The organism is Pseudomonas taiwanensis (assembly GCF_013393345.1).
Lineage (GTDB): Bacteria > Pseudomonadota > Gammaproteobacteria > Pseudomonadales > Pseudomonadaceae > Metapseudomonas > Metapseudomonas resinovorans_C.
Window position 1 is genome coordinate 362,288 of sequence record NZ_QJRF01000069.1, and the last position, 24,149, is coordinate 386,436.

Annotated in this window: 26 protein-coding genes; 17 read left to right on the plus strand and 9 right to left on the minus strand. The window is 64.4% G+C overall.

The genetic code is table 11. The features are described 5' to 3' along the window. Window positions 1-69: 69 nt before the first annotated feature. Together choX and betC are read right to left on the minus strand one after the other, a co-directional pair. On the minus strand, window positions 70-996 hold the full coding sequence (choX, locus tag DM872_RS22395) for a choline ABC transporter substrate-binding protein (protein WP_179061484.1): 927 nt from the start codon (window positions 994-996) through the stop codon (window positions 70-72). A gap of 21 nt (window positions 997-1,017) precedes the next feature. Continuing rightward, a complete protein-coding gene (gene betC / locus DM872_RS22400; protein ID WP_179061485.1) occupies window positions 1,018-2,523 on the minus strand; it encodes a choline-sulfatase in 1,506 nt (501 codons plus the stop codon). 111 nt (window positions 2,524-2,634) lie between these two features. Here betC and DM872_RS22405 point away from each other — a divergent pair, with 111 nt between their 5' ends. The 5 genes from DM872_RS22405 to DM872_RS22425 all read left to right on the plus strand — a co-directional run bounded on the left by DM872_RS22405 (window position 2,635) and on the right by DM872_RS22425 (window position 7,019). Beyond that, the gene (locus DM872_RS22405; RefSeq protein ID WP_179061486.1) at window positions 2,635-3,588 is read left to right on the plus strand and encodes a choline sulfate utilization transcriptional regulator; all 954 of its coding nucleotides are present in this window, start codon (window positions 2,635-2,637) and stop codon (window positions 3,586-3,588) included. 149 nt (window positions 3,589-3,737) lie between these two features. Beyond that, window positions 3,738-4,724, plus strand: a complete 987-nt coding sequence (locus DM872_RS22410) for a phospholipase (protein WP_179061487.1) — start codon at window positions 3,738-3,740, stop codon at window positions 4,722-4,724. A gap of 10 nt (window positions 4,725-4,734) precedes the next feature. Continuing rightward, window positions 4,735-5,973, plus strand: coding sequence for a peptidyl-prolyl cis-trans isomerase (locus DM872_RS22415; RefSeq protein WP_256873457.1), 1,239 nt, complete (start codon window positions 4,735-4,737; stop codon window positions 5,971-5,973). Then, the gene (locus tag DM872_RS22420) at window positions 5,970-6,578 is read left to right on the plus strand and encodes a hypothetical protein (protein ID WP_179061489.1); all 609 of its coding nucleotides are present in this window, start codon (window positions 5,970-5,972) and stop codon (window positions 6,576-6,578) included. The genes DM872_RS22415 and DM872_RS22420 overlap by 4 nt, the downstream gene beginning before the upstream one ends. Window positions 6,579-6,650: 72 nt before the next feature. Continuing rightward, a complete protein-coding gene (locus DM872_RS22425) occupies window positions 6,651-7,019 on the plus strand; it encodes a DOPA 4,5-dioxygenase family protein (protein WP_179061490.1) in 369 nt (122 codons plus the stop codon). Between the two features lie 210 nt (window positions 7,020-7,229). Here the strand turns inward: DM872_RS22425 and trpA are convergent, their stop codons facing one another. After that, on the minus strand, window positions 7,230-8,039 hold the full coding sequence (gene trpA / locus DM872_RS22430; protein ID WP_179061491.1) for a tryptophan synthase subunit alpha: 810 nt from the start codon (window positions 8,037-8,039) through the stop codon (window positions 7,230-7,232). After that, window positions 8,036-9,244, minus strand: a complete 1,209-nt coding sequence (gene trpB / locus DM872_RS22435) for a tryptophan synthase subunit beta (RefSeq protein ID WP_179061492.1) — start codon at window positions 9,242-9,244, stop codon at window positions 8,036-8,038. The genes trpA and trpB overlap by 4 nt, the downstream gene beginning before the upstream one ends. 107 nt (window positions 9,245-9,351) lie before the next feature. Here trpB and DM872_RS22440 point away from each other — a divergent pair, with 107 nt between their 5' ends. The 4 genes from DM872_RS22440 to DM872_RS22455 all read left to right on the plus strand — a co-directional run bounded on the left by DM872_RS22440 (window position 9,352) and on the right by DM872_RS22455 (window position 12,066). Then, on the plus strand, window positions 9,352-10,242 hold the full coding sequence (locus DM872_RS22440) for a LysR family transcriptional regulator (RefSeq protein WP_179061493.1): 891 nt from the start codon (window positions 9,352-9,354) through the stop codon (window positions 10,240-10,242). 59 nt (window positions 10,243-10,301) lie between these two features. Next, window positions 10,302-10,517, plus strand: coding sequence for a dodecin (locus DM872_RS22445; RefSeq protein WP_179061494.1), 216 nt, complete (start codon window positions 10,302-10,304; stop codon window positions 10,515-10,517). A gap of 156 nt (window positions 10,518-10,673) precedes the next feature. Further along, window positions 10,674-10,898, plus strand: coding sequence for a DUF1161 domain-containing protein (locus DM872_RS22450; RefSeq protein ID WP_179061495.1), 225 nt, complete (start codon window positions 10,674-10,676; stop codon window positions 10,896-10,898). A gap of 169 nt (window positions 10,899-11,067) precedes the next feature. Next, complete coding sequence (locus DM872_RS22455) at window positions 11,068-12,066, plus strand: LLM class flavin-dependent oxidoreductase (protein WP_179061496.1); 999 nt, start codon at window positions 11,068-11,070, stop codon at window positions 12,064-12,066. Window positions 12,067-12,123: 57 nt separating this feature from the next. Here DM872_RS22455 and DM872_RS22460 read toward each other — a convergent pair whose 3' ends face one another. Together DM872_RS22460 and DM872_RS22465 are read right to left on the minus strand one after the other, a co-directional pair. Next, window positions 12,124-12,549 carry a PA0061/PA0062 family lipoprotein gene (locus tag DM872_RS22460; protein ID WP_179061497.1) on the minus strand — a complete coding sequence of 142 codons (426 nt, stop codon included), beginning with the start codon at window positions 12,547-12,549 and terminating at the stop codon, window positions 12,124-12,126. 52 nt (window positions 12,550-12,601) lie between these two features. Next, complete coding sequence (locus DM872_RS22465; protein ID WP_179061498.1) at window positions 12,602-13,018, minus strand: PA0061/PA0062 family lipoprotein; 417 nt, start codon at window positions 13,016-13,018, stop codon at window positions 12,602-12,604. A gap of 56 nt (window positions 13,019-13,074) precedes the next feature. On the opposite strand from DM872_RS22465, the gene DM872_RS22470 reads away from it, so the two are divergent. Further along, a complete protein-coding gene (locus DM872_RS22470) occupies window positions 13,075-14,151 on the plus strand; it encodes an aminopeptidase (RefSeq protein ID WP_179061499.1) in 1,077 nt (358 codons plus the stop codon). 58 nt (window positions 14,152-14,209) lie between these two features. Continuing rightward, complete coding sequence (locus tag DM872_RS22475) at window positions 14,210-14,443, plus strand: DUF1161 domain-containing protein (RefSeq protein ID WP_179061500.1); 234 nt, start codon at window positions 14,210-14,212, stop codon at window positions 14,441-14,443. Between the two features lie 139 nt (window positions 14,444-14,582). Here the strand turns inward: DM872_RS22475 and DM872_RS22480 are convergent, their stop codons facing one another. Next, window positions 14,583-15,227 carry an HAD family hydrolase gene (locus tag DM872_RS22480; RefSeq protein WP_179061501.1) on the minus strand — a complete coding sequence of 215 codons (645 nt, stop codon included), beginning with the start codon at window positions 15,225-15,227 and terminating at the stop codon, window positions 14,583-14,585. A 4-nt stretch (window positions 15,228-15,231) separates the two neighbouring features. Continuing rightward, window positions 15,232-15,777 (minus strand): gamma carbonic anhydrase family protein, encoded by a 546-nt coding sequence (locus DM872_RS22485; RefSeq protein ID WP_077527548.1) that lies wholly within the window; start codon window positions 15,775-15,777, stop codon window positions 15,232-15,234. 112 nt (window positions 15,778-15,889) lie between these two features. On the opposite strand from DM872_RS22485, the gene prlC reads away from it, so the two are divergent. From prlC to DM872_RS22505, 4 genes are all read left to right on the plus strand, one after another. Continuing rightward, window positions 15,890-17,938 carry an oligopeptidase A gene (gene prlC / locus DM872_RS22490; RefSeq protein ID WP_179061502.1) on the plus strand — a complete coding sequence of 683 codons (2,049 nt, stop codon included), beginning with the start codon at window positions 15,890-15,892 and terminating at the stop codon, window positions 17,936-17,938. Next, window positions 17,935-18,201 carry a YheV family putative zinc ribbon protein gene (locus DM872_RS22495; protein ID WP_179061503.1) on the plus strand — a complete coding sequence of 89 codons (267 nt, stop codon included), beginning with the start codon at window positions 17,935-17,937 and terminating at the stop codon, window positions 18,199-18,201. Before prlC ends, DM872_RS22495 begins: the two co-directional genes overlap by 4 nt. A gap of 231 nt (window positions 18,202-18,432) precedes the next feature. Next, window positions 18,433-19,491, plus strand: coding sequence for a PA0069 family radical SAM protein (locus DM872_RS22500; protein ID WP_179061504.1), 1,059 nt, complete (start codon window positions 18,433-18,435; stop codon window positions 19,489-19,491). A 110-nt stretch (window positions 19,492-19,601) separates the two neighbouring features. Beyond that, window positions 19,602-20,309 (plus strand): carbonic anhydrase, encoded by a 708-nt coding sequence (locus DM872_RS22505; protein WP_179061505.1) that lies wholly within the window; start codon window positions 19,602-19,604, stop codon window positions 20,307-20,309. 58 nt (window positions 20,310-20,367) lie between these two features. Here DM872_RS22505 and DM872_RS22510 read toward each other — a convergent pair whose 3' ends face one another. Next, complete coding sequence (locus DM872_RS22510) at window positions 20,368-21,027, minus strand: hypothetical protein (protein WP_179061506.1); 660 nt, start codon at window positions 21,025-21,027, stop codon at window positions 20,368-20,370. A gap of 375 nt (window positions 21,028-21,402) precedes the next feature. Between DM872_RS22510 and coxB the strand changes: the two genes are divergently transcribed. Together coxB and ctaD are read left to right on the plus strand one after the other, a co-directional pair. Next, the gene (coxB, locus tag DM872_RS22515) at window positions 21,403-22,530 is read left to right on the plus strand and encodes a cytochrome c oxidase subunit II (RefSeq protein WP_179061507.1); all 1,128 of its coding nucleotides are present in this window, start codon (window positions 21,403-21,405) and stop codon (window positions 22,528-22,530) included. Window positions 22,531-22,559: 29 nt separating this feature from the next. After that, complete coding sequence (gene ctaD, locus DM872_RS22520) at window positions 22,560-24,149, plus strand: cytochrome c oxidase subunit I (protein ID WP_179061508.1); 1,590 nt, start codon at window positions 22,560-22,562, stop codon at window positions 24,147-24,149.

Below are 24,149 nucleotides of genomic sequence, written 5' to 3' on the forward strand. Positions count from 1 at the left end.
TGGGGCTGCTTCGCAGCCCTTAGCGAATAAATTCGCCCCCACAGGGATGTGTACCCAGAGGGCGAACCGTCAGAGCTTCGCCTTCACCGCCGCCAACCCATCGCCGCCGTCGCGGGTGGTCACGCCTTGCAGCCAGCCGTCGACCACCGCCGGATTGGACTTGAGCCAGGCCTTGATGGCCGCGTCGTTGTTGCTGCTGCCGTTGAGCACCTGATCCATGATGGCGTTCTCCATCTCCTGGGTGAATTGCAGGTTGGTCAGCAGCTTGCCCACGTTCGGGCATTGCGCGGCGTAGCCCTTGCGCGCCAGGGTGTTCACGCTGCCGCTTTCGCCGAAGTACTTCTCGCCGCCCTTGAGGTAGGCCATGTCGTACTGCACGTTCATCGGGTGCGGGGTCCAGCCGAGGAAGACCACGAACTGCTCGCGTTTCACCGCCCGGCCGACCTGCACCAGCATCGCCTGCTCGCTGGACTCCACCAGCTTCCAGTCGCCGAGGCCGAACTCATCCTTGGCGATCATCTGCCGGATCGACTCGTTGGCCGGTGAACCGGACGCGATGCCATAGAGCTTGTGGTCGAATTTGTCGGCGAGCTTGTCAAGGTCGGCGAAGGTTTTCACGCCGGCGTCATAGGCGTAGCGCGGCACTGCCAGGGTGTACTCGGTGCCCGAGAGGTTCTGCGCCACCTTGTCGACGCTGCCAGCACCGACGAACTTGTCGTAGTTGCTCTGCTGCGCCGGCATCCAGTTGCCGAGGAAGGCGTCGATCTGGCCCTTGTGCAGGCCGGCGAAGATGATCGGCACCGCAAGGGTCGGGGTTTCGGTGCGGTAGCCCAGTCCATCGAGGAGGAAACGCGCCACACCATTGGTCACGGCGATATCGCTCCAGCCCGGATCGCCCAGCTTCACGGTTGCGCAACTGGCGTCCTCAGCCTGGACGTTGAACGCAAGGCCGGTCAGCAGCGCGCTGCCGGCAAGTACCGCATTGATCGTCTTCATGCCGTGGTTCCTCGCAAATGGTCAGGGTTGGGGAAAGCGCGCGCGGCGTTCCAGGTCGTCCAGGTCGATGTGATTGCGCATGTACTGCTGGCTGGCGTCGACGAAGGGTTGGTGGTCCCAGCTGGCGAGCTTGCCATGGGTCAGGGCGTCGGCCACGAAGCGGCGTCGGCGCTGGCTGGCCAGTGCGGCTTCGGCGATCACCGGGATATCCCAGCGGGTGCGGGCCTCGTCGAGGAACGCCGTAAGCAGGGCCTGGTGGTCCGGTGAGGTCGCGAGGTTTTCCAGTTCCTGCGGGTCGTTGGCCAGGTCGAACAGCAGGATGGGGTCTTCTTCCGAATAGATGAATTTGTACGGACCACGGCGAATCATCATCAACGGGCTGGTGGTGCCCTCGGCCATGTACTCGCCCAGCACCTCGTCGTGGCCCCTCTGACCTTGCAGGTGCGGCAGCAGGGAGCGGCCATCCAGCGGTAGATTGCGCTCGACCACGCCACCGGCCAGCTCCACCAGGGTCGGAAGCAGGTCGACGGTGGAGACGGACTGGCTCACCCGGTGCGCCTGGAAGCGGCCGGGAGCGTGGACCAGCAGCGGAACACGGGCGGCCATCTCGAACCAGTGCATCTTGTACCAGAGGCCGCGCTCGCCAAGCATGTCGCCGTGGTCGCCGGAGAACACGACGATGGTGTCCTCTTCCAGCCGGCACTCGGCCAGGGTCTTCAGCAGGGCGCCGATCTGGTCGTCTACATAGCTGCAGGCGCCGAAGTAGGCGCGCCGCGCATCGCGGATCTGCTGTTCGGGCAGCGGCTTGCCCCAGAGGTCGATGACCTTGAGCAGGCGCTGGCTGTGCGGGTCCTGCTCGGCGTCGGCGAAGTGCACGCGGGGCAGCGGGATGTCCGCTTCGTCATAGCGGTCCCAGTACTCGGCCGGGATGGTGTAAGGGTCGTGCGGATGGGTCAGGGACACCGTCAGGCAGAAGGGTTGCCCGGTGCCTTCTCGCACATGGTCGTAGAGATACTGGCGTGCCTTGAACACCACCTCCTCATCGAAGTCCAGCTGATTGGTCCGCACGCAGGGCCCGGCCTGCAGCACCGAGGACATGTTGTGGTACCAACTCGGACGCACGTCGGGCTCGTCCCAGTTCACCGCCCAACCGTAATCTGCCGGGTAGATGTCGCTGGTCAGGCGCTCCTCGTAGCCGTGCAACTGGTCCGGGCCGCAGAAGTGCATCTTGCCGGAGAGCGCCGTGCGGTAACCCAGGCGACGCAGATAGTGGGCGTAGGTCGGCACGTCGGCAGGGAAGTCGGCGGCGTTGTCGTAGGCGCCGATCTTCGACGGCAGTTGCCCGCTTACCAGGGTGAAGCGCGAGGGCGCGCAGAGCGGGCTGTTGCAGTAGGCCGAATCGAACACCACGCCTTCGGCGGCGAGCCGCGACAGGTGCGGCACCTTGATGGGGGAGGCCGCGTAGAAAGGCAGCATCGGTGCGGCCATCTGGTCGGCCATGATGAAGAGGATGTTGGGGCGTTTCATCGTTCGCTTATCCATACCGTCGAATTATGCGAAAGTGCGTGGAGCGATGATTGCGCCAGCGATCAACCCGGTAAACCGCACGGCGGAACATGACTCGGATAAGCAATCGTTATGGCAGAACTACAGTCTGAGCTGTCCCTGGACCTGCTGCGGGTGTTCGAATCCGCCGCCCGCCATCTCAGCTTCACCGCCGCCGCTGTCGAGCTGGGGACGACCCAGCCAGCGGTGAGCCAGCAGATCCAGCGCCTCGAGAAGCAACTGGCGACCCGGCTGTTCGATCGCGTTTATCGCGGCATCGAACTCACCGACGCCGGTCGCTTGCTGTTCCTCCACGTTCAGGAAGGTTTGCAGGCCATCAGCGCCGGGCTCGAAGCCATCGGCTCGCGGCCCCAGCACGAGGTGCTGCAGGTGGCCACCGACTTCGCCTTCGCCGCCTACTGGCTGATGCCGCGCTTGCACCGCTTCCACGAGGCGAACCCGGAAATCGACGTCAGCATCGTCACCAGTGACCGCACCATGAACATGCTTCGTTCCGAAGTGGACATCGCCATCGCCTTTGGCGACGGTCGCTTCAAACATGGGGAAGCGATGCTGTTGTTCCGCGAGGAAGTCTTTCCCATCGCCAGTCCGCGTCTGCTGGCCGGGCGTGAGCAGCCGTTGCCGGTGGCGGCTCTCGCAGAGCTGCCGCTGTTGCACCTCAAGCCAGAAGTACGCACCCGCTGGTTCGACTGGAACGCGTTGTTCCGCGAGCTTGGCATCGCCCAGCCGCCGGGTTCGGGCATGTTGCGGTTCGACAACTACACCCTGCTGATCCAGGCCGCCATTGCCGGCCAGGGCGTGGCCATCGGCTGGCGCTACCTGGTGGACGATTTGCTCGCCCAGGGCCTGCTGGTGCCCGTGCTGGAGACCAGTGTCAGTTCGGATTTCGGCTATTACCTGGTGCAGCCGGAACGTAAGCGGCGAGCGCGGCTGATGAAGTGCTTCGTCGACTGGTTGCAACAAGAGTTGGGCGACGAGGCCCGCCAGGCGCAACTTATCCGGCATCGGGAAGGCATCGCCATCTGAGACCCGGCTAGAGGGCCGGCGCAGGCCCTACTATCGGTTGGTTCTGCGCAGATATGAGACTTTCGTGCCGAAATCTCACCTCGCTGTCATGCAGCGGGAAAGAACCTCGGCTATCAGTTCTGGCTTCATTCACTTCATGAGCGTTGCCGATGAAAGTCTTCACCTGCCTGGCTGCCGGTCTTGGCCTATGCGCCCTTGCCGGCCAGGCAAGCGCCTGGTCGCAACCGACCCACAAGAACATCGTCAAGGATGCCCTGGCCTACATGAATTCCCCCTATGCAACGGCGGAAATGCGTGAGGCCTACCAGTTCTACGTGAGCGCCGCCGGCAGTGAAGCCAAGGCTGGGGAAGTCCTCGGCCAGGCCGCCTACGACGTGGATGACTTCAAGGACACCCGCCTGGGCGGCTGGTGGGTCGGCTACGAGTACGCGCCGCTGTGGAACGCCGCCGCCGGCCTGGTGAACTACACCTCCTACTGGCACTTCCTCAACCTCACCCGCGACGGCGACGCCCATGGCAACGCCCATGGTGGCTACGACTATCGCTATCACAAGGTGGACGGCGGCATTGCCGACGTGGACTGGTACGCCATGGTCTATCTCTACAACCGCGAGTTGAAGCGTGGTGACTTCGACACCACCGAAGCCCACTATCGCCGGGGCACCCGCTCCAACTGGCAGGAGCACTACGGCGACTTCCAGACCGCCGCCTTCCAGCCCATCGATAACCTCGCCGGCTACTGGTTCGACCAGTTCCGCGCCGCGCCCTCGCTGCAGACCATCGGCTACGCGCTGCACGCCACCGGCGATGTGGCACAGCCGCACCACGTGTGGGTGACCTCGGCCAACGGCCACTCCGGCTGGGAGGGTTGGGTCGACGACCATTACGCCAGCGAGCAACTCAATGACCAGGCCGCAGTGGCCAACCTCATCGGCCGCTACGACGCCAACCGCAGCATCCGCGAACTGCTGACCCAGACCGGGCAGGTCGCCTATGCCCACCCCGAGCCGCTGTATGACACCAGCTACGCCACGCGCCTGCGAGTGGCGAGGGAGTTGATCCCGGAGTCCATCGCGCTGACCGTCACCGTGCTGACCAAGGGGGCCGACAGCTTCAATGCGCCCGAAGGCATCTGACGTGCTCAGGATGATCGCCGGCTTGGCGCTGGGGCTGTACCTGGGGGGCGCGCAGGCCATGCCGGCCGCGCCGGACTTGCGGGTCGATGGCGAGCTGCTGCCGGGCAAGAGCATCGCCCTGCTGGAACAGGTGCTCAGCCGGGTGAAGTTCAACACCGACCCGCAACAACTGCGTCGCGGGCTGCTGGAGAACCACCTGCTGGCCCGCGAGGTGGCGAGCGAGTTGAACGCCCAGAGCCGCGCCGACCTGGACGCCAGCGTCGAGATGGAAGCCGGCAACCTGCTTGAGCAGTACTACGGACGTGCCGGCCAGCAGGACCTGCGGCCCTTCCTGCGCCAGCCGCAACCGCTCAGTGCCCAGCGCCTGCGCGACGTGCTGGCTCCCGCTTCCCGCGGATTGGTGGAGAACAGCCTGCAGCTCAGCCCCGAGCAACAGCGCGAAGCGGCGCAGGTGGAGCTGATCCGCTGGCAGTTTCCCGGCCAGCCCGAGCAGCGCCTGGACCTGTTGTCCCTCTACCAGGGCGACAACATCCAGGGTCAGGTGGAACTGCAACAGGGCAACCTGGAATACCTGGCGCGCCAGGTGCAGACCCGTGTGCAGCGTGACTACCTGTGGTTCCGCCTGGCCCAGGACGGCTTCACCCCGGCGGAACGACAGGGTCTGAAAACCCTGGTGCGGGATCGCCTGGTGCGCCAGCGCTATCTGCACCAGATCGGCCTGTACAGCGACTTCCACCATGAGTCGGAAGCCCTGCGCGAACTGGCAGCCAAGGTCACCGACGCCGAGGCGCAGGCCTACTACCAGCGCAACCAGACGCGCTACCTCAATGTTGCGGGCGTACAGGCGGCGCATATCCGCCTGCCCGACCAGGCCAGCGCAGATCGCGTCTATGCCGAACTGCAAAAGGGGCTGGCGTTCGATGAGGCAGTGCGGCGCTATTCCCTGGCGCAGGATAAGGATCGGACACCACCGGGCGATCTCGGTCTGATCCGTCCAGAGGACGGCGAGCTCGACCTGCTGCGCAAGACGGCGCTGATCCAGAAGGCCGACACCCTGTCGCAGCCCATGCGCATCGACGGCGTCTTCGAAATCGTTCGGGTACGCAGCCGTGAAGACCGGCAACTGCCCCTCAGCGACCGCAGCGTGCGTTATGAGGTGAACCAGGCAGTGGCGCGGGAGAAGCTGGCTGCCGAGTTCGAAGAGCGCCTGAGCCGCCTGCTCGCCAGTGCACAGGTGGAAGGGCTGTGAAGGCCTGGCTCGGCGTAGCCCTGGCCTGCAGCACGGGCGTTGCGGCGTTGGCCTGTGCGACCGTGTTGCTGACACCGGTGCCGGAGCCGGTATCCGCGCCCAGGCCCATGCCGCCGCCGACCTTCGCCCCCGCGCCTTCGTTGCCGGTGGCGGCTCCTGCGTCTGCTCTGCCTGCAGAAGGTCGAGGCAGGCCCCCGGCTGTCGCTGCGCCGGAACGTGAAACATCGCGGCTGGACCAGGCCGAGGCTACCGAGCTCATGCAGTTGATGGCTGAGAAGGGCGACCCGCGCAGCCCGACCCTGGGTGGCCTGAAACCGCGCCAGGGTGCCACCGCCACCGAAATGGCCGACCCGCGCCAGTACGCGGCCCTGGAGGAACGCCAGACCCGCGAGCTGCTCCAGGCCTATGCTGGCGGCGTGCAGCAGATTCCGGAGATTCGTGCGCGCATCAAGGCGGCGGAACAGAGTGGCGAACGCAGCGTCAGTGAACTGGACGAAGCCCGCGCCGCCCTGGAGCAGCTGGAAGCCATGAAGGGCCGGCTCGAAAGCGAGGCGCCGCAGTTGCTCCCCGACGCTGGCGCCCAGGCCCCGGCCAAGGACGGATAGCGGCGGAAACCTCGCGGCCAGGCCGGCGCTTGCAGGTACCATGGAGGCCTTCGGCATTCCGGGAGGCGCGACATGCAGGACTTCTCCACACCCCGCATCAAGGGCTTTCACGCCCACGTTTACTTCGACTCCACGACCCTCGAGCAGGCCCGCACGCTCTGCGAGGAAGCCGCGAGGCGCTTTCCGCTGAAGATGGGGCGCGTGCACGAAAAGCTCGTCGGCCCGCATCCGGACTGGAGCTGCCAACTGGCGTTCAAGCCCGAATTGTTCGGCGAAGTGATTCCTTGGCTGGCGCTGCATCGCAATGGACTCACCGTGCTCATCCACCCCATCACCGGCAGTGACCTCCGCGACCACCGCGACTACCCCCTGTGGATGGGCGCCGTGCGGCCGCTGGATCTTTCCTGCCTCGAAGATGGCGAAATCGAATACGACTTGTGAGTCCGGCGAGCCTTTGGCCCGCTTGGGGAATGAATTGGCTGTGTCTGAATCAAGCATCGCCCGTAGGAGCTGGCTTGCCAGCGAATGCCCCTTTTCGCTAGCAAGCTAGCTCCTACAAGGCCCCTGGATCTCTGGCAACAGCTAACGCCGCACAAAAGAAAGCCGCTGCTCCCCTGAGGGACAGCGGCTTTCTTGTGCTGTTGGCGTGAATCAGGCGCGAGCGCCGCGTACGCCTTCGGCGAGGGTCTTGCAGAGGCTGAGGACGCCGTCCACGGCTTGCTCCGGGGTTGCGGCGTTGGTGATCTGGTCCACCAGGGCGGAACCCACCACCACGCCATCGGCCAGCTTGGCGATGCTCGCGGCGTGCTCGGCGGTACGGATGCCGAAGCCGATGGCCACCGGCAGGTCGGTGTGGCGGCGCAGGCGGGTGACCGCTTCCTGCACGTGCTCCAGGGTGGCGGAGCCGGCACCGGTCACGCCAGCCACCGAGACGTAGTAGACGAAGCCGGAACTGCCTTCGAGCACGACGGGCAGACGCTTGTCGTCGGTGGTCGGGGTGGTCAGGCGGATGAAGTCGAGGCCAGCGTCCTGGGCCGGCTGGCAGAGGTCTTCGTTATGTTCCGGCGGTAGGTCGACGACGATCAGGCCGTCCACGCCAGCTTCCTTGGCATCGCTGATGAAGCGGTCCACGCCGTAGTAATGGATGGGGTTGAAGTAGCCCATCAGCACCAGGGGAGTGGTCTGGTTGCCGGCGCGGAATTCGCGAACCATCTGCAGGGTCTTGGCCAGGTTCTGCTTGGCGCCCAGCGCGCGAATGTTCGCCAGCTGGATGGACGGGCCGTCGGCCATCGGATCGGTGAAGGGCATGCCCAGTTCGATCACGTCGGCGCCGGCGTCCGGCAGGCCCTTGAGGATGGCCAGGGATGCGTCGTAGTTCGGGTCGCCAGCGGTGACGAATGTCACCAGGGCGGCGCGGTTCTGTTCCTTCAGTTCGGCAAAGCGGGTCTGCAGGCGGCTCATGCTTTCTGCTCCTGTTGCATGTGGTGCATTACGGTCTGCATGTCCTTGTCGCCACGGCCGGACAGGTTCACCACCATCAGGTGGTCCTTCGGCAGTTTGGGTGCGCGCTTGAACACTTCAGCCAGGGCGTGGGAACTCTCCAGGGCCGGGATGATGCCTTCCAGGCGGCAGCAGGTGTGGAAGGCTTCCAGGGCTTCATGGTCGGTGATCGAGGTGTACTCGACGCGGCCGATGTCATGCAGCCAGGCGTGTTCCGGGCCGATGCCGGGGTAGTCCAGGCCGGCGGAAATCGAGTGGGCGTCAATGATCTGGCCGTCTTCGTCCTGCAGCAGGAAGGTACGGTTGCCGTGCAGCACGCCCGGTACGCCGCCGTTCAGGCTGGCGGCATGCTTGCCGGTTTCGATGCCGTGGCCGGCGGCTTCGACGCCGACGATGGCAACGCTCTTGTCATCGAGGAAGGGGTGGAACAGGCCCATGGCGTTGGAGCCACCGCCAATGCAGGCGACCAGCGAATCGGGCAGGCGGCCTTCCTTCTCGGCCAGCTGCTCGCGGGTTTCCTTGCCGATCACGGCCTGGAAATCACGGACCATGGCCGGGTAGGGGTGTGGGCCGGCGACGGTGCCGATCAGGTAGAAGGTGTTGTGGACGTTGGTCACCCAGTCGCGCAGGGCTTCGTTCATCGCGTCTTTCAGGGTGCCGGTGCCGGCAGTGACCGGGATTACTTCGGCGCCGAGCAGCTTCATGCGGAAGACGTTGGCTTGCTGGCGATCGATGTCGGTGGTGCCCATGAAGATCACGCATTCCATGCCGAAGCGCGCAGCCACGGTGGCGGTGGCCACGCCGTGCATGCCGGCGCCGGTCTCGGCGATGATGCGCTTCTTGCCCATGCGCTTGGCCAGGAGGATCTGGCCGATGCAGTTGTTGATCTTGTGCGCGCCGGTGTGGTTCAGCTCTTCGCGCTTGAGGTAGATCTTCGCGCCGCCGCAGTGTTCGGTCAGGCGCTCGGCGAAGTAAAGCGGGCTCGGACGGCCAACGTAGTCGCGCTGGAAATAGGCCAGCTCTTTCTGGAATTCCGGATCATCCTTGGCCTTTTCGTACTCGCGGGCCAGGTCGTGGATCAGCGGCATCAGGGTCTCGGCGACATATTGGCCGCCGAAGGCGCCGAACAGGCCCTTGGCGTCCGGGCCGTTGCGCAATGAGGTCATGGTGGAACTCCTGGGAGTGGTATCCGATGCCGGCCATTCTACCGCTGGCTGGCCGGGGGAAAAGCGATTAGATTGCTTTCATCTGTCAGTAAAACTCACGGATAAACATGAGCCGAGACCTCCCTCCCCTGAATGCCCTGCGCACCTTCGAAGCGGCCGCCCGCCTGCAGAGCATCAGCCGTGCGGCCGAGGAACTGCACGTTACCCACGGCGCGGTGAGCCGCCAGGTGCGGCTGCTTGAGGAGGAATTGGGCGTTGCACTGTTCAGCAAAGATGGTCGAGGCGTAAAACTCACGGATGCCGGGCAGCGCCTGCGGGATGCGACAGGCGAAGCCTTCGAACGCCTGCGCAGCGTCTGTGTCGATGTCGCCCGCCGCGCCGAGGACGCGCCCTTCGTTCTCGGCTGCCCGGGCAGCCTGCTGGCGCGCTGGTTCATTCCCAGGCTGGATCGGCTCAACCGCGAGCTCCCCGAACTGCGCCTGCAGCTCTCGGCCAGCGAAGGCGAACTGGACCCGCGCCGCCCCGGCGTCGACGCCACCCTGTGCTTCGCCGAGCCCCCCTGGCCGGCGGACATGCGGGTGTTCGAACTGGCGGCGGAATCCATCGGCCCGGTGCTGAGCCCGCGCTATGCCGGTCACGAGGTACTTGCCGAGGCCACACCGGCTGCGCTGCTCAACGAAGCCCTGTTGCACACGGTCTCGCGGCCCCAGGCCTGGCCACAATGGGCGGCGGCCCAGGGGCTGGACGCGGGTCGCCTGCGTCATGGCCAGGGCTTCGAGCACCTCTACTACCTGCTGGAAGCGGCAGTGGCCGGCCTCGGTGTGGCCATCGCCCCGCAGCAGCTGGTCGCCGACGAACTCGCTTCAGGCCGGCTGGTGGCACCCTGGGGCTTCGTCGAAACCCCGGCGCGCCTGGCGCTCTGGGTGCCGGCACGTCAGCTGGATCGCCGTGCCGAGCGACTGGCCCTGTGGTTGCGTGAGGAGTTGGCGGGCCGATAGCGGCAATCTTGGCTAGCCTTGCTGGGGAACCCACTCGTGCCCGGCACAGGAGATACACCATGTCTGATCACCGTACCTACAAGAAGATCGAGATAGTCGGCTCCTCACGCACCAGCATCGACGACGCGATCACCAATGCCGTCGGCGAAGCGTCGAGGACGATCCGCAACATGGACTGGTTCGAAGTCGTGGACACCCGTGGGCATATCGAGAACGGCAAGGTGGCGCACTTCCAGGTGACCCTGAAGATCGGTTTCCGCATCACCGACAGCTGAGTCCCGCACCGCTCCCGAGGCGGGGACAGCGAGGTGATGCACATCTTCCGGCAGGCGATTTCGGTTAGCCTCTGGCCGTCCGCTCCTGGCCTTTGGAACCCGGCAGGAGCGCATGGCTCGTGCGAGCCAACCATTCATTACGAGGGAGCGTTATCCATGAAGAAACTGTTGTTGGGCCTGGGCCTGTTCACCCTGGCCGGCTCGGCCTTTGCCGCCGTGAAACCCTGCGAGGAGCTCAAGGCCGAAATCGACGCTAAGTTGAAGGCCAAGGGCGTTGCCTCCTACAGCCTGGAGATCGTCGACAAGGGCACCGCTGCAGGCAAGCAGGTGGTGGGCACCTGCGACGGCGGCAGCAAGGAGATCGTCTACCAGCGCAATTGATCGCCCCGCATTGCCCGGGCCGGCGAGCCCTGCCGGCCCAATCCTTACCTTCTGGTGCCCTGGTTACCGAAAAGTGCCTTCTAGCGGCCTTGGACGCCAATCCCTAGAGTAAGACCTACTGATTCACTCGGATAAGGCCTCGCGCCTGTCCCCTGCCAAGGTCTTGCCCATGTCTGCCCTTACCAACCTGCCCCTCTCCGTTCTCGATCTGGCGCCTGTCCGTGATCACGGCGGCGCTACCCAAGCCTTGCACAACTCACTGGAGCTGGCGCGCCACGTCGAGCGCCTGGGTTTCTCGCGTTTCTGGGTGGCCGAGCACCACAACATGGACGGCATCGCCAGTTCGGCCACCGCCGTGCTGCTCGCCTATCTCGCGGGTGGCACGTCGCACATTCGCCTGGGTTCCGGCGGCATCATGCTGCCCAACCACGCGCCGCTGGTGGTGGCAGAGCAGTTCGGCACCCTCGCAAGTCTCTATCCGGGCCGCATCGAACTGGGCCTCGGGCGTGCGCCGGGGGCTGACCATATGACCGCCCGCGCCCTGCGCCGCGACCGTCTCGGCGACGCCGATGACTTCCCGCGGGACGTCGAGGAACTGGAGGCTCTCCTCGGCCCGCGTCAGCCGGACCAGAAGGTGATCGCCATGCCGGGGGTGGATACCAATGTGCCCATCTGGCTGCTCGGTTCCAGCCTGTTCAGCGCCCAGCTCGCGGGCCAGAAAGGCCTGCCCTATGCCTTCGCCTCGCATTTCGCGCCGCGCTACATGCATGAGGCGATTCGCGTCTATCGCAACCACTTCCGCCCTTCGGCGGTGCTCGACAAGCCCTATGTGATGCTGGGCGTGCCGCTGGTGGCGGCGCCTACCGACGAAGAGGCAGAGTTCCTCGCGACCACCGTGTATCAGCGGGTGCTCGCCCTGATGCGTGGCGAAAGCCTGGTGCTGCGCCCGCCGGTGGAGACCATGGCCGGTCGCTGGTTGCCCCATGAGAAGGAAGCCGTCGGTAGCTTCCTGGCCCTGGCCATGGTGGGCGGGCCGGAGAAGATCCGCGCGCGAATGCAGGTCCTGCTGGACCAGACGGACGCCGATGAGCTGATCTTCACCTGCGACCTCTACCAGCATGAGCATCGGCTGCGGGCGTTCGACATCCTGGCCAGCCTGCGGGATTGAAGCCGGAGGACGAAGCCGCTGATGACGCGGCTTCGCCAGGGCAAATCGCCTTTCTGCCTAGAAGGGACCGCAGCGCGGGAATATCTTGTGACGCGCCAGCACGTTGCGGTTTGCGTCGTAGAGCCAGGCCATCGGCTGGTTGGCGGCGTGGCGGGCTTCCACCCGGTAGCGCTTGCCCGCTTCGAAGCCGTCGTAATGCAGCTCCATGTAGCAAGTGATGCGCGAGGGTTCGGCGTTCATGCCGAATCCGCCGCCTGCGCCACCCACCTCGAACTGGTAGCGCAGTTCCAACTCATGCCTGCCGGGCATCACCTGGTAGTAGCGGCCGTCGTTCCAGCGCTTGTCGTCGAGGCGGTTGGCCATGAGGGTGTCGCTGGGGTCGGCAACGATGTCGATCCAGGCAAACCGTGGATCGGGTTCGGGCAGCTTGCTGGCACAGGCGGTGAGGCTGGCCAGCAGCGTCAGGGCCAACAGCGTGCGCATGGCGAGGCTCCTTGTGGGGTGAGGCGTTCAGCATAACCCCATGTCGGAGAATTCAGACATCGCCGCAGCGACTTTCCTTGGCCTTGGCGACCTCACGGCTCTGCCCGTCATACAGCCGTGCCCAGGGACGGAAACCGATGCCACCGGCCGCGAGTTGGTAGCGCTCACCGGCGGCGAAATCGCTGTAGGCCAACTTCAGCAAGCAGGTGCGCCGGTAGCCGGAGCTGCCCTGGCCGATGTCCTTGCCGCCCACCTCGAACTCCAGGCGTACCTCCAATTCGTGCCGACCCGGGGAAACCTGGAAGTAGCGCTGGTCGGTCAGGGTTTCGTTATCCACCCGGCTCGCCTGGATGTGCTGGCCTTCCTGCTTATGCAAGGAAATCCAGGCTTGGCTCGGGTCGTGGCTGGGCAGGAGCATGGCGCAGCCGCCAAGGCTGAGCAGCGGCAGGAAAAGTAGCAGAGGGCGCATGGAAGGCTCCAACAGGCCAGTAGTGGTGGGTGGCTCCAATGCGCTAGTGTCGCGGCATGCCGACCACCCTTCTTATCGAACTGCTTGACCGCATCCGTCGCCCCTGGGTTCCCCTGTTGGGCATCTTGCTGCTGAGCGGTTGTTCCAGCCTCGACTATTACAGCCAACTGGCGCGTGGGCAGATGGCGCTGCTGTATGCCCGGCAACCGGTGCAGGCGCTGATCGACGACACCTCGCAATCGCAGGAACTGCGCCAGCGCCTGGCCCTGACCCAGGAAGCGCGGACGTTCGCCAGTGGTTCGCTGGGGCTGCCGGACAACGGCAGCTACCGCGTCTATGCCGATATCCAGCGGCCCTATGTGGTTTGGAACCTGTTCGCCACGACGGAGTTCTCGCTGCAACCCGAGACCCACTGCTTCCCCGTCGCGGGCTGCGTCGCCTATCGCGGTTACTACCAGTTGGGGCGTGCCCGTGGTGCCGCGGCGTTGCTCAAGCAGCAGGGGCTGGATACCTGGGTGGGGGGCGTGGAGGCTTATTCCACCCTCGGCTGGTTCGACGACCCGCTGCTCAACACCATGTTGCGCTGGGACGACGACCGCCTCGCCGCGCTGATCTTCCACGAGCTGGCGCACCAGCAGCTCTATATCCCGGGTGACACCGCCTTCAACGAGTCCTTCGCCAGCTTCGTCGAGCGCGAAGGCCTGAAGCAGTGGCGTGCCAGTCGCGGCCTGTCGATCGAGGCTGATGACGCGTCCGACCGCCGCGACGCCCTCACCCGCCTGGTGCTGGATACCCGCGAGCGACTGGAGCAGCTCTACGCCAGCGGCCTGCCTGCCGAGCGCATGCGCCTCGCCAAGGCCGAGGCGTTCGAGCGCATGCGCCGTGACTACCGCGTCATGCGTGATCGGGACTGGGGGGGCTACAACCGCTACGACGCATGGATGGAGGGCCCGATGAACAATGCCAAGCTGCTGCCTTTTGGCCTCTACGACCAATGGGTGCCGGCCTTCGCGGCGTTGTTCGGCGAGGCAAGTGGAAACTGGGCGGCGTTCTACCAGCGGGCGCGTGAACTGGGCGAACTCCCCCTGGAAGCGCGCACGCAGGCACTGGAAAGACTGATGGCAAACCGCTAGAACTTGCCTGGCCGGTCGTCAGTCCAACGGTCGGGACATCAAGGAAATGGAGTAAGCGATGAAGAGAATTGCTGTAGTCCTGATGCTGGGCATGCTGACAGGTACCGCCCTGGCTGCGCCCAAGCCCTGCGAGGAACTGAAGCAGGAAATCGAAGTGAAGATCCAGGCAGCCGGGGTCACGACCTATACCCTGGAAATCGTCCCCAACGCCGAAGTGAAGGACCAGAACATGGTGATCGGGAGCTGCGAGGGCGGCACCAAGAAGATCATCTATCAGCGCAATGGGGATTGACGGGGCTGGTCGCGGACCCTGTGGGGGCGATTTCAATCGCCAAGCAGGCCGAAGGCCTGCCCTGCTCGCCTCATGCGCCGCTGCGCGTTCCCTAGCGAATGAATTCGCCCCCACAGGGGATCATTAGACCCCAGCCCTTTCAACCAAACGCCCGACTCAGCTCATCCAGGCTGGCGAAGTAGTAGGCCGGCGCTTCCCCCATCAACTCCTCGCGGCTGCCGAAGCCATAGCCAACCCCAGCGCCATGCAGGCCATTGCGGCTGGCACCGATCAGGTCGTGCTTGCGGTCGCCGATCATCAGCGTGTCGGTGCGCTCCAGGCCTTCCTCTTCCAGCAGGTGCGCGATCAGCTCCACCTTGTTGGTGCGGGTGCCGTCCAGTTCGCTGCCGTAGATGTGCTTGAAGTGCCGGTCGAAGCCGAAGTGCCGGGCGATCTCGCGGGCGAACACAGTCGGCTTGCTGGTGGCAATGAACAGTGTGCGGCCCTGTTCACGCAGGCGGCCGAGCAGCGCGTCGATGCCGTCGAACACGCGGTTCTCGTAGAGTCCGGTGACCTTGAAACGGTCGCGGTAATGGTTCACCGCATCCCAGGCGCGCGCCTCGGTCAGGCTGTAGGTCTGCATGAAGCACTGCAGCAGCGGCGGGCCGATGAAATGCTCCAGGTTCGCCAGGTCCGGTTCGTGGATATCGAGCTTGGCCAGCGCGTATTGCACCGAACGGGTGATGCCCTCGCGGGGGTCAGTGAGGGTACCGTCGAGGTCGAAGAGGATGTTCTGGTAGTGCATCGAGTCAGACCCCGTAGCCTTCGGCGATGTGCAGGTCCTTCAGCTTCACGTAGTTCGCCGCGCTGTAGGTGAAGAAGGCCTTTTCCTTGTCGCTGAGCGGGCGGGCCTGCTTCACGGGGCTGCCGACGTAGAGATAGCCGCTTTCCAGGCGCTTGCCGGGCGGCACCAGGCTTCCGGCGCCGAGCACCACGTCATCCTCGATCACCGCGCCGTCCATGACGATGCTGCCCATGCCGATCAGTACCCGGCTGCCGACCTTGCACCCGTGCAGCAGCGCCTTGTGGCCAATGGTCACGTCGTCGCCGATTTCCAGCGGATAACCATCCGGGTTGAAGGGGCCAGCGTGGGTGATGTGCAGCACGCTGCCGTCCTGCACGCTGGTGCGCGCGCCGATGCGGATGCGGTGCATGTCGCCACGAATGGTCACCAGGGGCCAGACTGAACTGTCGTCACCGAGGTGCACGTCGCCGATGACCACGGCGGAGGCGTCGACGAAGGCCCGCTCGCCGAGCTGCGGGGTGATGCCCTGATAGGTTCTGATCGGGTTCATAGCTTTTCCTGAGGCTGCGTCAGCCGGCGATTGTAATTAAGATGGCTCCCATCCGGGTTATGTCTCGTCTCCGTAGCCAGCCCGCGTCCCTTCCCGAATACAGGTGAATGCCGTGACCCTGAGCAATCCCCTCCTGCAGGACTTCGACCTGCCGCCCTACTCCACCATCCGTCCGGAACATGTCGAGCCGGCCGTCGACCAGGTCCTCGCCGACAACCGTGCCGCCATTGCCGACCTGCTGGCGCGCCAGGATGGCACCCCCACCTGGAAGGGCCTGGTGCTGGCGCTGGACGAACTGGGCGAACGCCTGGGGCGCGCCTGGAGCCCGGTCAGCCACTTGAATGCCGTGTGCAACAACGCCGAGTTGCGCAATGCCTATGAAGCCTGTCTGCCCAAGCTCTCCGAGTACTGGACCGAGATCGGCCAGAACCGCGCGCTGTTCGAGGCCTACGAGGCGCTGGCCGCGAGCCCGGACGCCGCAGGCTACGAGGTGGCGCAGAAGACCATTCTCGATCACGCCCTGCGCGATTTCCGCCTGTCCGGCATCGACCTGCCGGCGGACAAGCAGCAGCGCTACGGCGAAATCCAGATGAAGCTGTCCGAGCTGGGCAGCCGCTTCTCCAACCAGTTGCTGGACGCCACCCAGGCCTGGACCAAAGAGGTTCACGACGAATCGGCCCTGGCCGGCCTCACCGACTCGGCCAAGGCGCAGATGAAGCACGCCGCCGAGGCCAAGGGTCTGGACGGCTGGCTGATCACCCTGGAATTCCCCAGCTACTACGCGGTGATGACTTACGCCAACGATCGCGCCCTGCGCCAGGAGGTCTACACCGCCTACAGCACCCGCGCCTCTGACCAGGGCCCGAATGCCGGGCAGAACGACAACGGTCCGGTCATGGGCGAGATCCTCGACCTGCGCCAGGAACTCGCCCACCTGCTCGGCTTCGCCCACTTCAGCGACCTGAGCCTGGCCACCAAGATGGCCGAGTCCACCCCCCAGGTACTGGGCTTCCTCCGCGACCTGTCCAAGCGCAGCAAACCCTTCGCCGCCAAGGACCTCGACGAACTCAAGGCCTTCGCCGTCGAACGTGGCGTGGCGGACCTGCAGAGCTGGGATGTCGGCTACTTCAGCGAAAAACTGCGCGAGCAGCGCTACAGCATTTCCCAGGAAATCCTGCGCGCCTATTTCCCCATCGATAAAGTGCTGTCGGGCCTGTTCGCCATCGTGCAGAAGCTCTACGGCATCGAGATCCGCGAGCTGTCCGGCTTCGACACCTGGCATCCGGATGTGCGGCTGTTCGAGATCAGCGAGAACGGCCAGCACGTCGGCCGCTTCTTCTTCGATCTCTATGCCCGCGCCAACAAGCGCGGCGGTGCCTGGATGGACGGTGCTCGCGACAAGCGTCGCAACGTCGGCGGCGAGTTGATCGCACCGGTGGCCAATCTGGTCTGCAATTTCACCCCGGCGGTGGGCGACAAGCCGGCGCTGCTAACCCACGACGAAGTCACCACGCTCTTCCACGAGTTCGGCCACGGTCTGCACCACCTGCTGACCCGCGTCGAGCATGCCGGCGCGTCCGGCATCAACGGCGTGGCCTGGGATGCCGTGGAGCTGCCCAGCCAGTTCATGGAGAACTGGTGCTGGGAACCGGAAGGTCTGGCGCTGATCTCCGGTCACTACCAGTCCGGCGAGCCGCTGCCCCAGGACCTGCTGGACAAGATGCTCGCGGCGAAGAACTTCCAGTCCGGCCTGATGATGGTGCGCCAGTTGGAGTTCTCCCTGTTCGACTTCGAGCTGCATGCCATCCACGGTGACGGCCGCAGTGTGCTCGAGGTGCTGGAAGCGATCCGCTCCGAAGTGGCGGTCATGCGTCCGCCGGCGTTCAACCGTTTCGCCAACAGCTTCGCGCACATCTTCGCGGGCGGTTACGCGGCCGGTTACTACAGCTACAAGTGGGCGGAAGTGCTGTCTGCCGACGCCTTCTCGCGTTTCGAAGAAGAAGGCGTGCTCAACCCGGCCACTGGCCGCGCCTTCCGCGACGCCATTCTTGCCCGTGGTGGTTCCCAGGAGCCCATGGTGTTGTTTGTCGACTTCCGTGGTCGCGAGCCCTCCATCGACGCCCTGCTGCGCCATAGCGGCCTGTCGGAGGACGCAGCATGACAGCGACGCCGAAACGCTTCATCGCCGGTGCCGTGTGCCCGGCGTGCAACGAAATGGACAAGATCCAGATGTGGGACGAAGACGGCGTGCCGCACCGCCAGTGCGTGGCCTGCGGCTATGCGGACACCCTCAACGCCCAGGGCCAGTCCGTGCCCAAGGAGCTGGGTACCCGCGTCAATCAGCCCAAGCCCAAGGCGGCCGATCCCAAGGTGCAGGGGGTGCAGTTCTTCCCCAATCCGAAGCTGAAGAAACCCAGCGAGTGATGTGAAGGCCACGGACGGCGCATGCGGCGAATTCATTCGCTGAACAGACGGCAGGCCTGCCCAGCAGCCTGCGTTAGCGGTCTCCAGGTGCCTTCTAGGAGCTAGCTTGCTAGCGAAAAGGGCCATTCGGTGGCAAGCCAGCTCCTACGGGTAACCGCCCGGCAGAATCTGGCTAGGCGTAGGACAATTCTCCATATACTGTATGAATATACAGTTAGTGGAGTGCTCCCCATGCCAGCGCCCCTTCCCCCTCGTGGCCGTGGTACCGCCAGCAACCCCTTCAATCGGTTCGCTCCGACCACCTCGGTGGCCATGGATGACGGTTGGTTCCAGGAGGTTCCGCCGAGCCGCGCGACCGAGGTCCGGTTGGAAACCGCCAAGAGCATCATCACCCGCAACCAGTCGCCGGACCTGCCGTTCGACCGTTCAGTGAACCCCTATCGCGGCTGCGAGCACGGCTGCATCTACTGCTATGCGCGGCCCAGCCATGCGTATTGGGACATGTCGCCGGGATTGGATTTCGAGACGCGGCTGATCGCCAAGACCAACGCCGTGGCCCTGCTCGAACAACAGCTTTCCAAGCCGGGCTACCAGTGCGCGCCGATCAACCTCGGCTCCAACACCGATCCTTACCAGCCCATCGAGCGCGAACACCGCCTCACCCGTCAGACCCTCGAAGTGCTGCTGCGCTACCGCCACCCGGTGACCATCGTCACCAAGGGATCGCTGGTGTTGCGCGACCTCGACCTGCTCACCGAGCTGGCGGAGCAGAACCTGGTGGCGGTGATGATCAGCCTCACCACCCTCGACGACGAACTGAAACGCACCCTGGAGCCCCGCGCCGCCGCTCCGTCGGCACGCCTGCGCGCGATCCGCGTGTTGAGCGAGAACCGAATTCCGGTGGGTGTGCTCTGTTCGCCGATGATCCCGATGATCAACGACATGGAGCTGGAAAGCCTGCTGGAAGCGGCTCGCGATGCCGGGGCGCGGCAGGCGAGCTACATGCTGCTGCGCCTGCCCAGGGAGGTGGGCCCGCTGTTCGAGGAGTGGCTGGAGGCGTACTACCCACAGCGCGCCGCCCACGTGATGAGCATCATCCGCCAGTGCCGCGGCGGGGAAATCTACGACAGCCGTTTTGGCCACCGTTTCAAGGGTGAGGGCCCCTTCGCCGAGCTGCTGGCGCAGCGTTTCGCTGTGGCCATTCGCAAGCTCGGGCTCAATCGCCGACGCGATTACGAACTGGACTGTTCGCGCTTCTGCCCGCCCGGCGGACAGATGGCGTTACTTTGAAGTGTGACTCGGCGGGCTGTAACGACAGTCCTGTAGGAATTCAAATGCCGACAATCAGTGGATAATGGGCGGCATAAAAGACAATTCCTACGATGACCGAGGTTGGCAGCATGAGCAACGAGCACGACAAGCTGGGCAGTGAAAGCGCCGAAGAAGCCCTGCGGACCATAGTCGAGGGCTTCCAGCGCTTCCGCGATGAGGTCTTCCCGCAACAGGAAGAACTGTTCAAGAAGCTCGCCCATGAACAGAAACCCCGCGCCATGTTCATCACCTGCGCCGACTCACGCATCGTTCCCGAGCTGATCACCCAGAGCTCGCCGGGCGACCTGTTCGTTACCCGTAACGTCGGCAACGTCGTGCCGCCCTATGGCCAGATGAACGGCGGCGTCTCCACCGCGATCGAATTCGCGGTGATGGCCCTCGGCGTGCACCACATCATCATCTGCGGCCACTCCGACTGCGGCGCCATGAAGGCGGTGCTGGACCCGCAGACCCTGGAACGCATGCCGACGGTAAAAGCCTGGCTGCGCCATGCCGAGGTGGCGAAGATCGTGGTGCAGGAGAACTGTGGCTGCGCCAACCACGAGACCCTGGAAGTGCTCACCGAAGAAAACGTGGTGGCTCAGCTCGATCACCTTCGCACCCACCCATCGGTGGCGGCGCGACTGGCTAGCGGCCAGTTGTTCATCCATGGCTGGGTCTATGACATCGAGACGTCGGTGATCAAGGCCTACGACGCCGAGCAAGGTCGCTTCCGTCCTATCGGCGATGGTCCCCTGCCGATGGCCACGCCGCGGCCGCGTTACCTGTCGGAGTGACAGAAAAAAGGGCTGCTGGTGCAGCCCTTTTTCATTTCCGGGATGAATCGCCTTTCACTCAGCTTGCCGCGCGCTGGCCCAGGTTGAGCTCCAGCCCGACGCCCAGTTGCTCGGACATGCACGGCCAGCGTTTCCAGGCTTCCTCCACCTTGGGGTCATGCAGTTGCTGGCGATAGGCTTGCGCCGAGGGTTGGCTGAACACGTCCTCGTCCAGCAGTCCGTCCACGGCATGGTGCACGGCTTCGTCCAGCTGGTTGGCGAAAGGTTCGCCGATCAGTTGATGGGCGATCAGGTTGGCCACGGTGGTATCCAGCGGGATCAGCGGCTGGCCAAAATGGACGATGTAGCGGTCGTTGACTTCCTCCACCAGGCGATGGGCCAGGTAGGCCTCGTCGAGCAGGCCTTCCAGGCCATCGTGGCCCGCCATCAGGGCAGGAGGTTGCAGGAAGAACTGTTCCGCGACCTTGAGGACCGGCTTGATGCGGGACTCGATGCCGGCTTCGCGGGCGACGGTGGCGGCGGCGTCCAGTACATCGGGAACCTGTTCCACATAGGCAGCGATGAAGCGGGCGAGCACGCCCTGGGCGTCTTCTTCTGGCAGGCGGATGGCGGGGTGAAGGCTGGCGATCTGGGTTTCGAGGATCTGGCTGAGTTGCGTCGAGGCAGCTTCGTTCTCAAGGGCGCGCTGAATGACTTCGCGCAGTGCGGCGGTGTTCATGACTGCTCCTGAAAAGGACATGGCGTGGTGAAGGTGAAGACAAGACCTTAGCTTGCCCGGAGAAACTGCTAAGACCGGATTGTCATAATCGCTTAACAGTTATTCGGGCTCGCTATAAAAGCACTTTGCCATCCGCTGAAGCCCCGCGCCAGCCGTGGCGTTTAGGACAAGGCTTACGCGCCTTCAGCCATTTTCTCCAGCGCGTTGCGCAGCCGAAGTCCCTGTCTATACTCCGACTCGAAAGGCATTACCTGATGGAACCCGACTGTGCACCTGCGTGCCGAGGTCGGCGGTCTGAGTGTGGTAGTCCGGACAGCCGTCCCCAAGCCGTTGGCCCAGCCGGCGGGATAACAAGAACGAGAAGGGGAACCCGCAATGATGCGACATCCACGAGTCTGGATGGGACTCCTGCTGCTGTCTGTTCTCAGCCAGGCGGAGGCTGCCTGGACAGTCAATATGGCGCCCGGTGCTACCGAGGTCAGCCGCACCGTTTTCGATCTGCACATGACCATCTTCTGGATCTGCGTCGTCATCGGCGTACTGGTCTTCGGTGCCATGTTCTGGTCGATGATCATCCACCGCCGCTCCACCGGTCAGCAGCCCGCGCATTTCCACGAGAGCACCACGGTGGAAATCCTCTGGACCGTCGTGCCCTTCGTCATCCTCGTGCTGATGGCGGTGCCGGCGACCAAGACGCTGATCGACATCTATGACACCTCCGAATCCGGGCTGGATGTGCAGATCACCGGCTACCAGTGGAAGTGGCATTACAAGTACCTGGGCCAGGACGTCGAGTTCTTCAGCAACCTGGCCACGCCCGCCGACCAGATCCACAACAAGGCGCCGAAGGACGAGCACTACCTGCTGGAAGTCGACCAGCCGCTGGTGGTGCCGGTCGGCACCAAGGTGCGCTTCCTGATCACCGCCGCCGATGTGATCCACTCCTGGTGGGTGCCGGCGCTGGCGGTGAAGAAGGATGCGATTCCCGGCTTCGTCAACGAATCCTGGACCCGCATCGAGAAGCCCGGCCTCTACCGTGGCCAGTGCACCGAGCTGTGCGGCAAGGATCATGGCTTCATGCCCATCGTGGTCGAGGCCAAGTCCCAGGAGGACTTCGCCAAGTGGCTGGCCGCGCGCAAGGAAGAGACCGCCAAGCTCAAGGAGCTGACCGACAAGGAATGGACCCTGGACGAACTGGTTGCGCGAGGCGACAAGGTCTACCACACCACCTGCGCCGCCTGTCACCAGCCTGAAGGTCAGGGCATGCCGCCCATGTTCCCGGCGCTCAAGGGCTCGAAGATCGCCACCGGGCCGAAGGAAGACCACCTGAACATCGTCTTCCACGGCAAGCCGGGCACCTCCATGGCCGCCTTTGGCAAGCAGCTCTCCGAAGTCGATATCGCCGCCGTCATCACCTACGAGCGCAACGCCTGGGGCAACAACAAAGGCGACATGGTGACGCCCAAGGAAGTGCTGGCTCTGAAACAGGCGGAAAGCCAATGAAGAAGACACCGGCCTATATGGAGACTGACATGAGTGCAGTGATCGACCACGATCATGCCGGGCATGATCACCACCACGGTCCGGCCAAGGGCCTGATGCGCTGGGTGCTGACCACCAACCACAAGGACATCGGCACGATGTACCTGTGGTTCAGCTTCGCCGCGTTCCTGCTGGGTGGCTCGATGGCGATGGTGATCCGCGCCGAGCTGTTCCAGCCCGGCCTGCAGATCGTGCAGCCGGAATTCTTCAACCAGATGACCACCATGCACGGCCTGATCATGGTGTTCGGCGCCGTGATGCCGGCATTCGTCGGCCTGGCCAACTGGATGATCCCGCTGATGATCGGCGCGCCGGACATGGCCCTGCCGCGTATGAACAACTTCAGCTTCTGGCTGCTGCCGGCCGCCTTCGGTCTGTTGGTCAGCACGCTGTTCAGCGCAGGCGGCGGACCGAACTTCGGCTGGACCTTCTACGCGCCGCTATCGACCACCTATGCGCCGGAGAGCGTCACCTACTTCATCTTCGCCATCCACCTGATGGGCATCAGCTCGATCATGGGCGCGATCAACGTGATCGCCACCATCCTCAACCTGCGTGCCCCGGGCATGACCCTGATGAAGATGCCGCTGTTCGTCTGGACCTGGCTGATCACCGCCTTCCTGCTGATCGCGGTGATGCCGGTGCTGGCCGGTTGCGTGACCATGATGCTGATGGACATCCACTTCGGCACCAGCTTCTTCAGTGCCGCCGGTGGCGGTGACCCGGTGCTGTTCCAGCACGTGTTCTGGTTCTTCGGCCATCCCGAGGTGTACATCATGATCCTGCCCGCCTTCGGTGCGGTCAGCTCGATCATCCCGGCCTTCAGCCGCAAGCCGCTGTTCGGCTACACCTCGATGGTCTACGCCACCGCGTCGATCGCCTTCCTGTCCTTCATCGTCTGGGCGCACCACATGTTCACCGTGGGTATCCCGTTGACCGGTGAGCTGTTCTTCATGTTCGCCACCATGCTGATCGCCGTGCCCACCGGGGTGAAGGTGTTCAACTGGGTGACCACCATGTGGGAAGGCTCGCTGACCTTCGAGACGCCCATGCTGTTCGCCGTGGCCTTCGTCATCCTGTTCACCATCGGCGGTTTCTCCGGGCTGATGCTGGCCATCGCCCCGGCGGACTTCCAGTATCACGACACCTACTTCGTGGTGGCTCACTTCCACTACGTGCTGGTGCCCGGCGCCATCTTCGGCATCTTCGCCTCGGCCTACTACTGGCTGCCGAAGTGGACCGGCCACATGTACGACGAAACCCTTGGCAAGCTGCACTTCTGGCTGAGCTTCATCGGCATGAACATGGCGTTCTTCCCGATGCACTTCGTGGGTCTGGCGGGCATGCCACGGCGGATTCCGGACTACAACCTGCAGTTCGCCGACTTCAACATGATCTCGTCCATCGGTGCCTTCAGCTTCGGGGCGACCCAGTTCCTCTTCCTGTTCATCGTCATCAAATGCATCCGGGGCGGCAAGAAAGCTCCGGCCAAGCCTTGGGACGGCGCCGAAGGGCTGGAATGGACCGTGCCGTCGCCGGCGCCCTACCACACCTTCTCCACGCCGCCGGAAGTGAAGTGA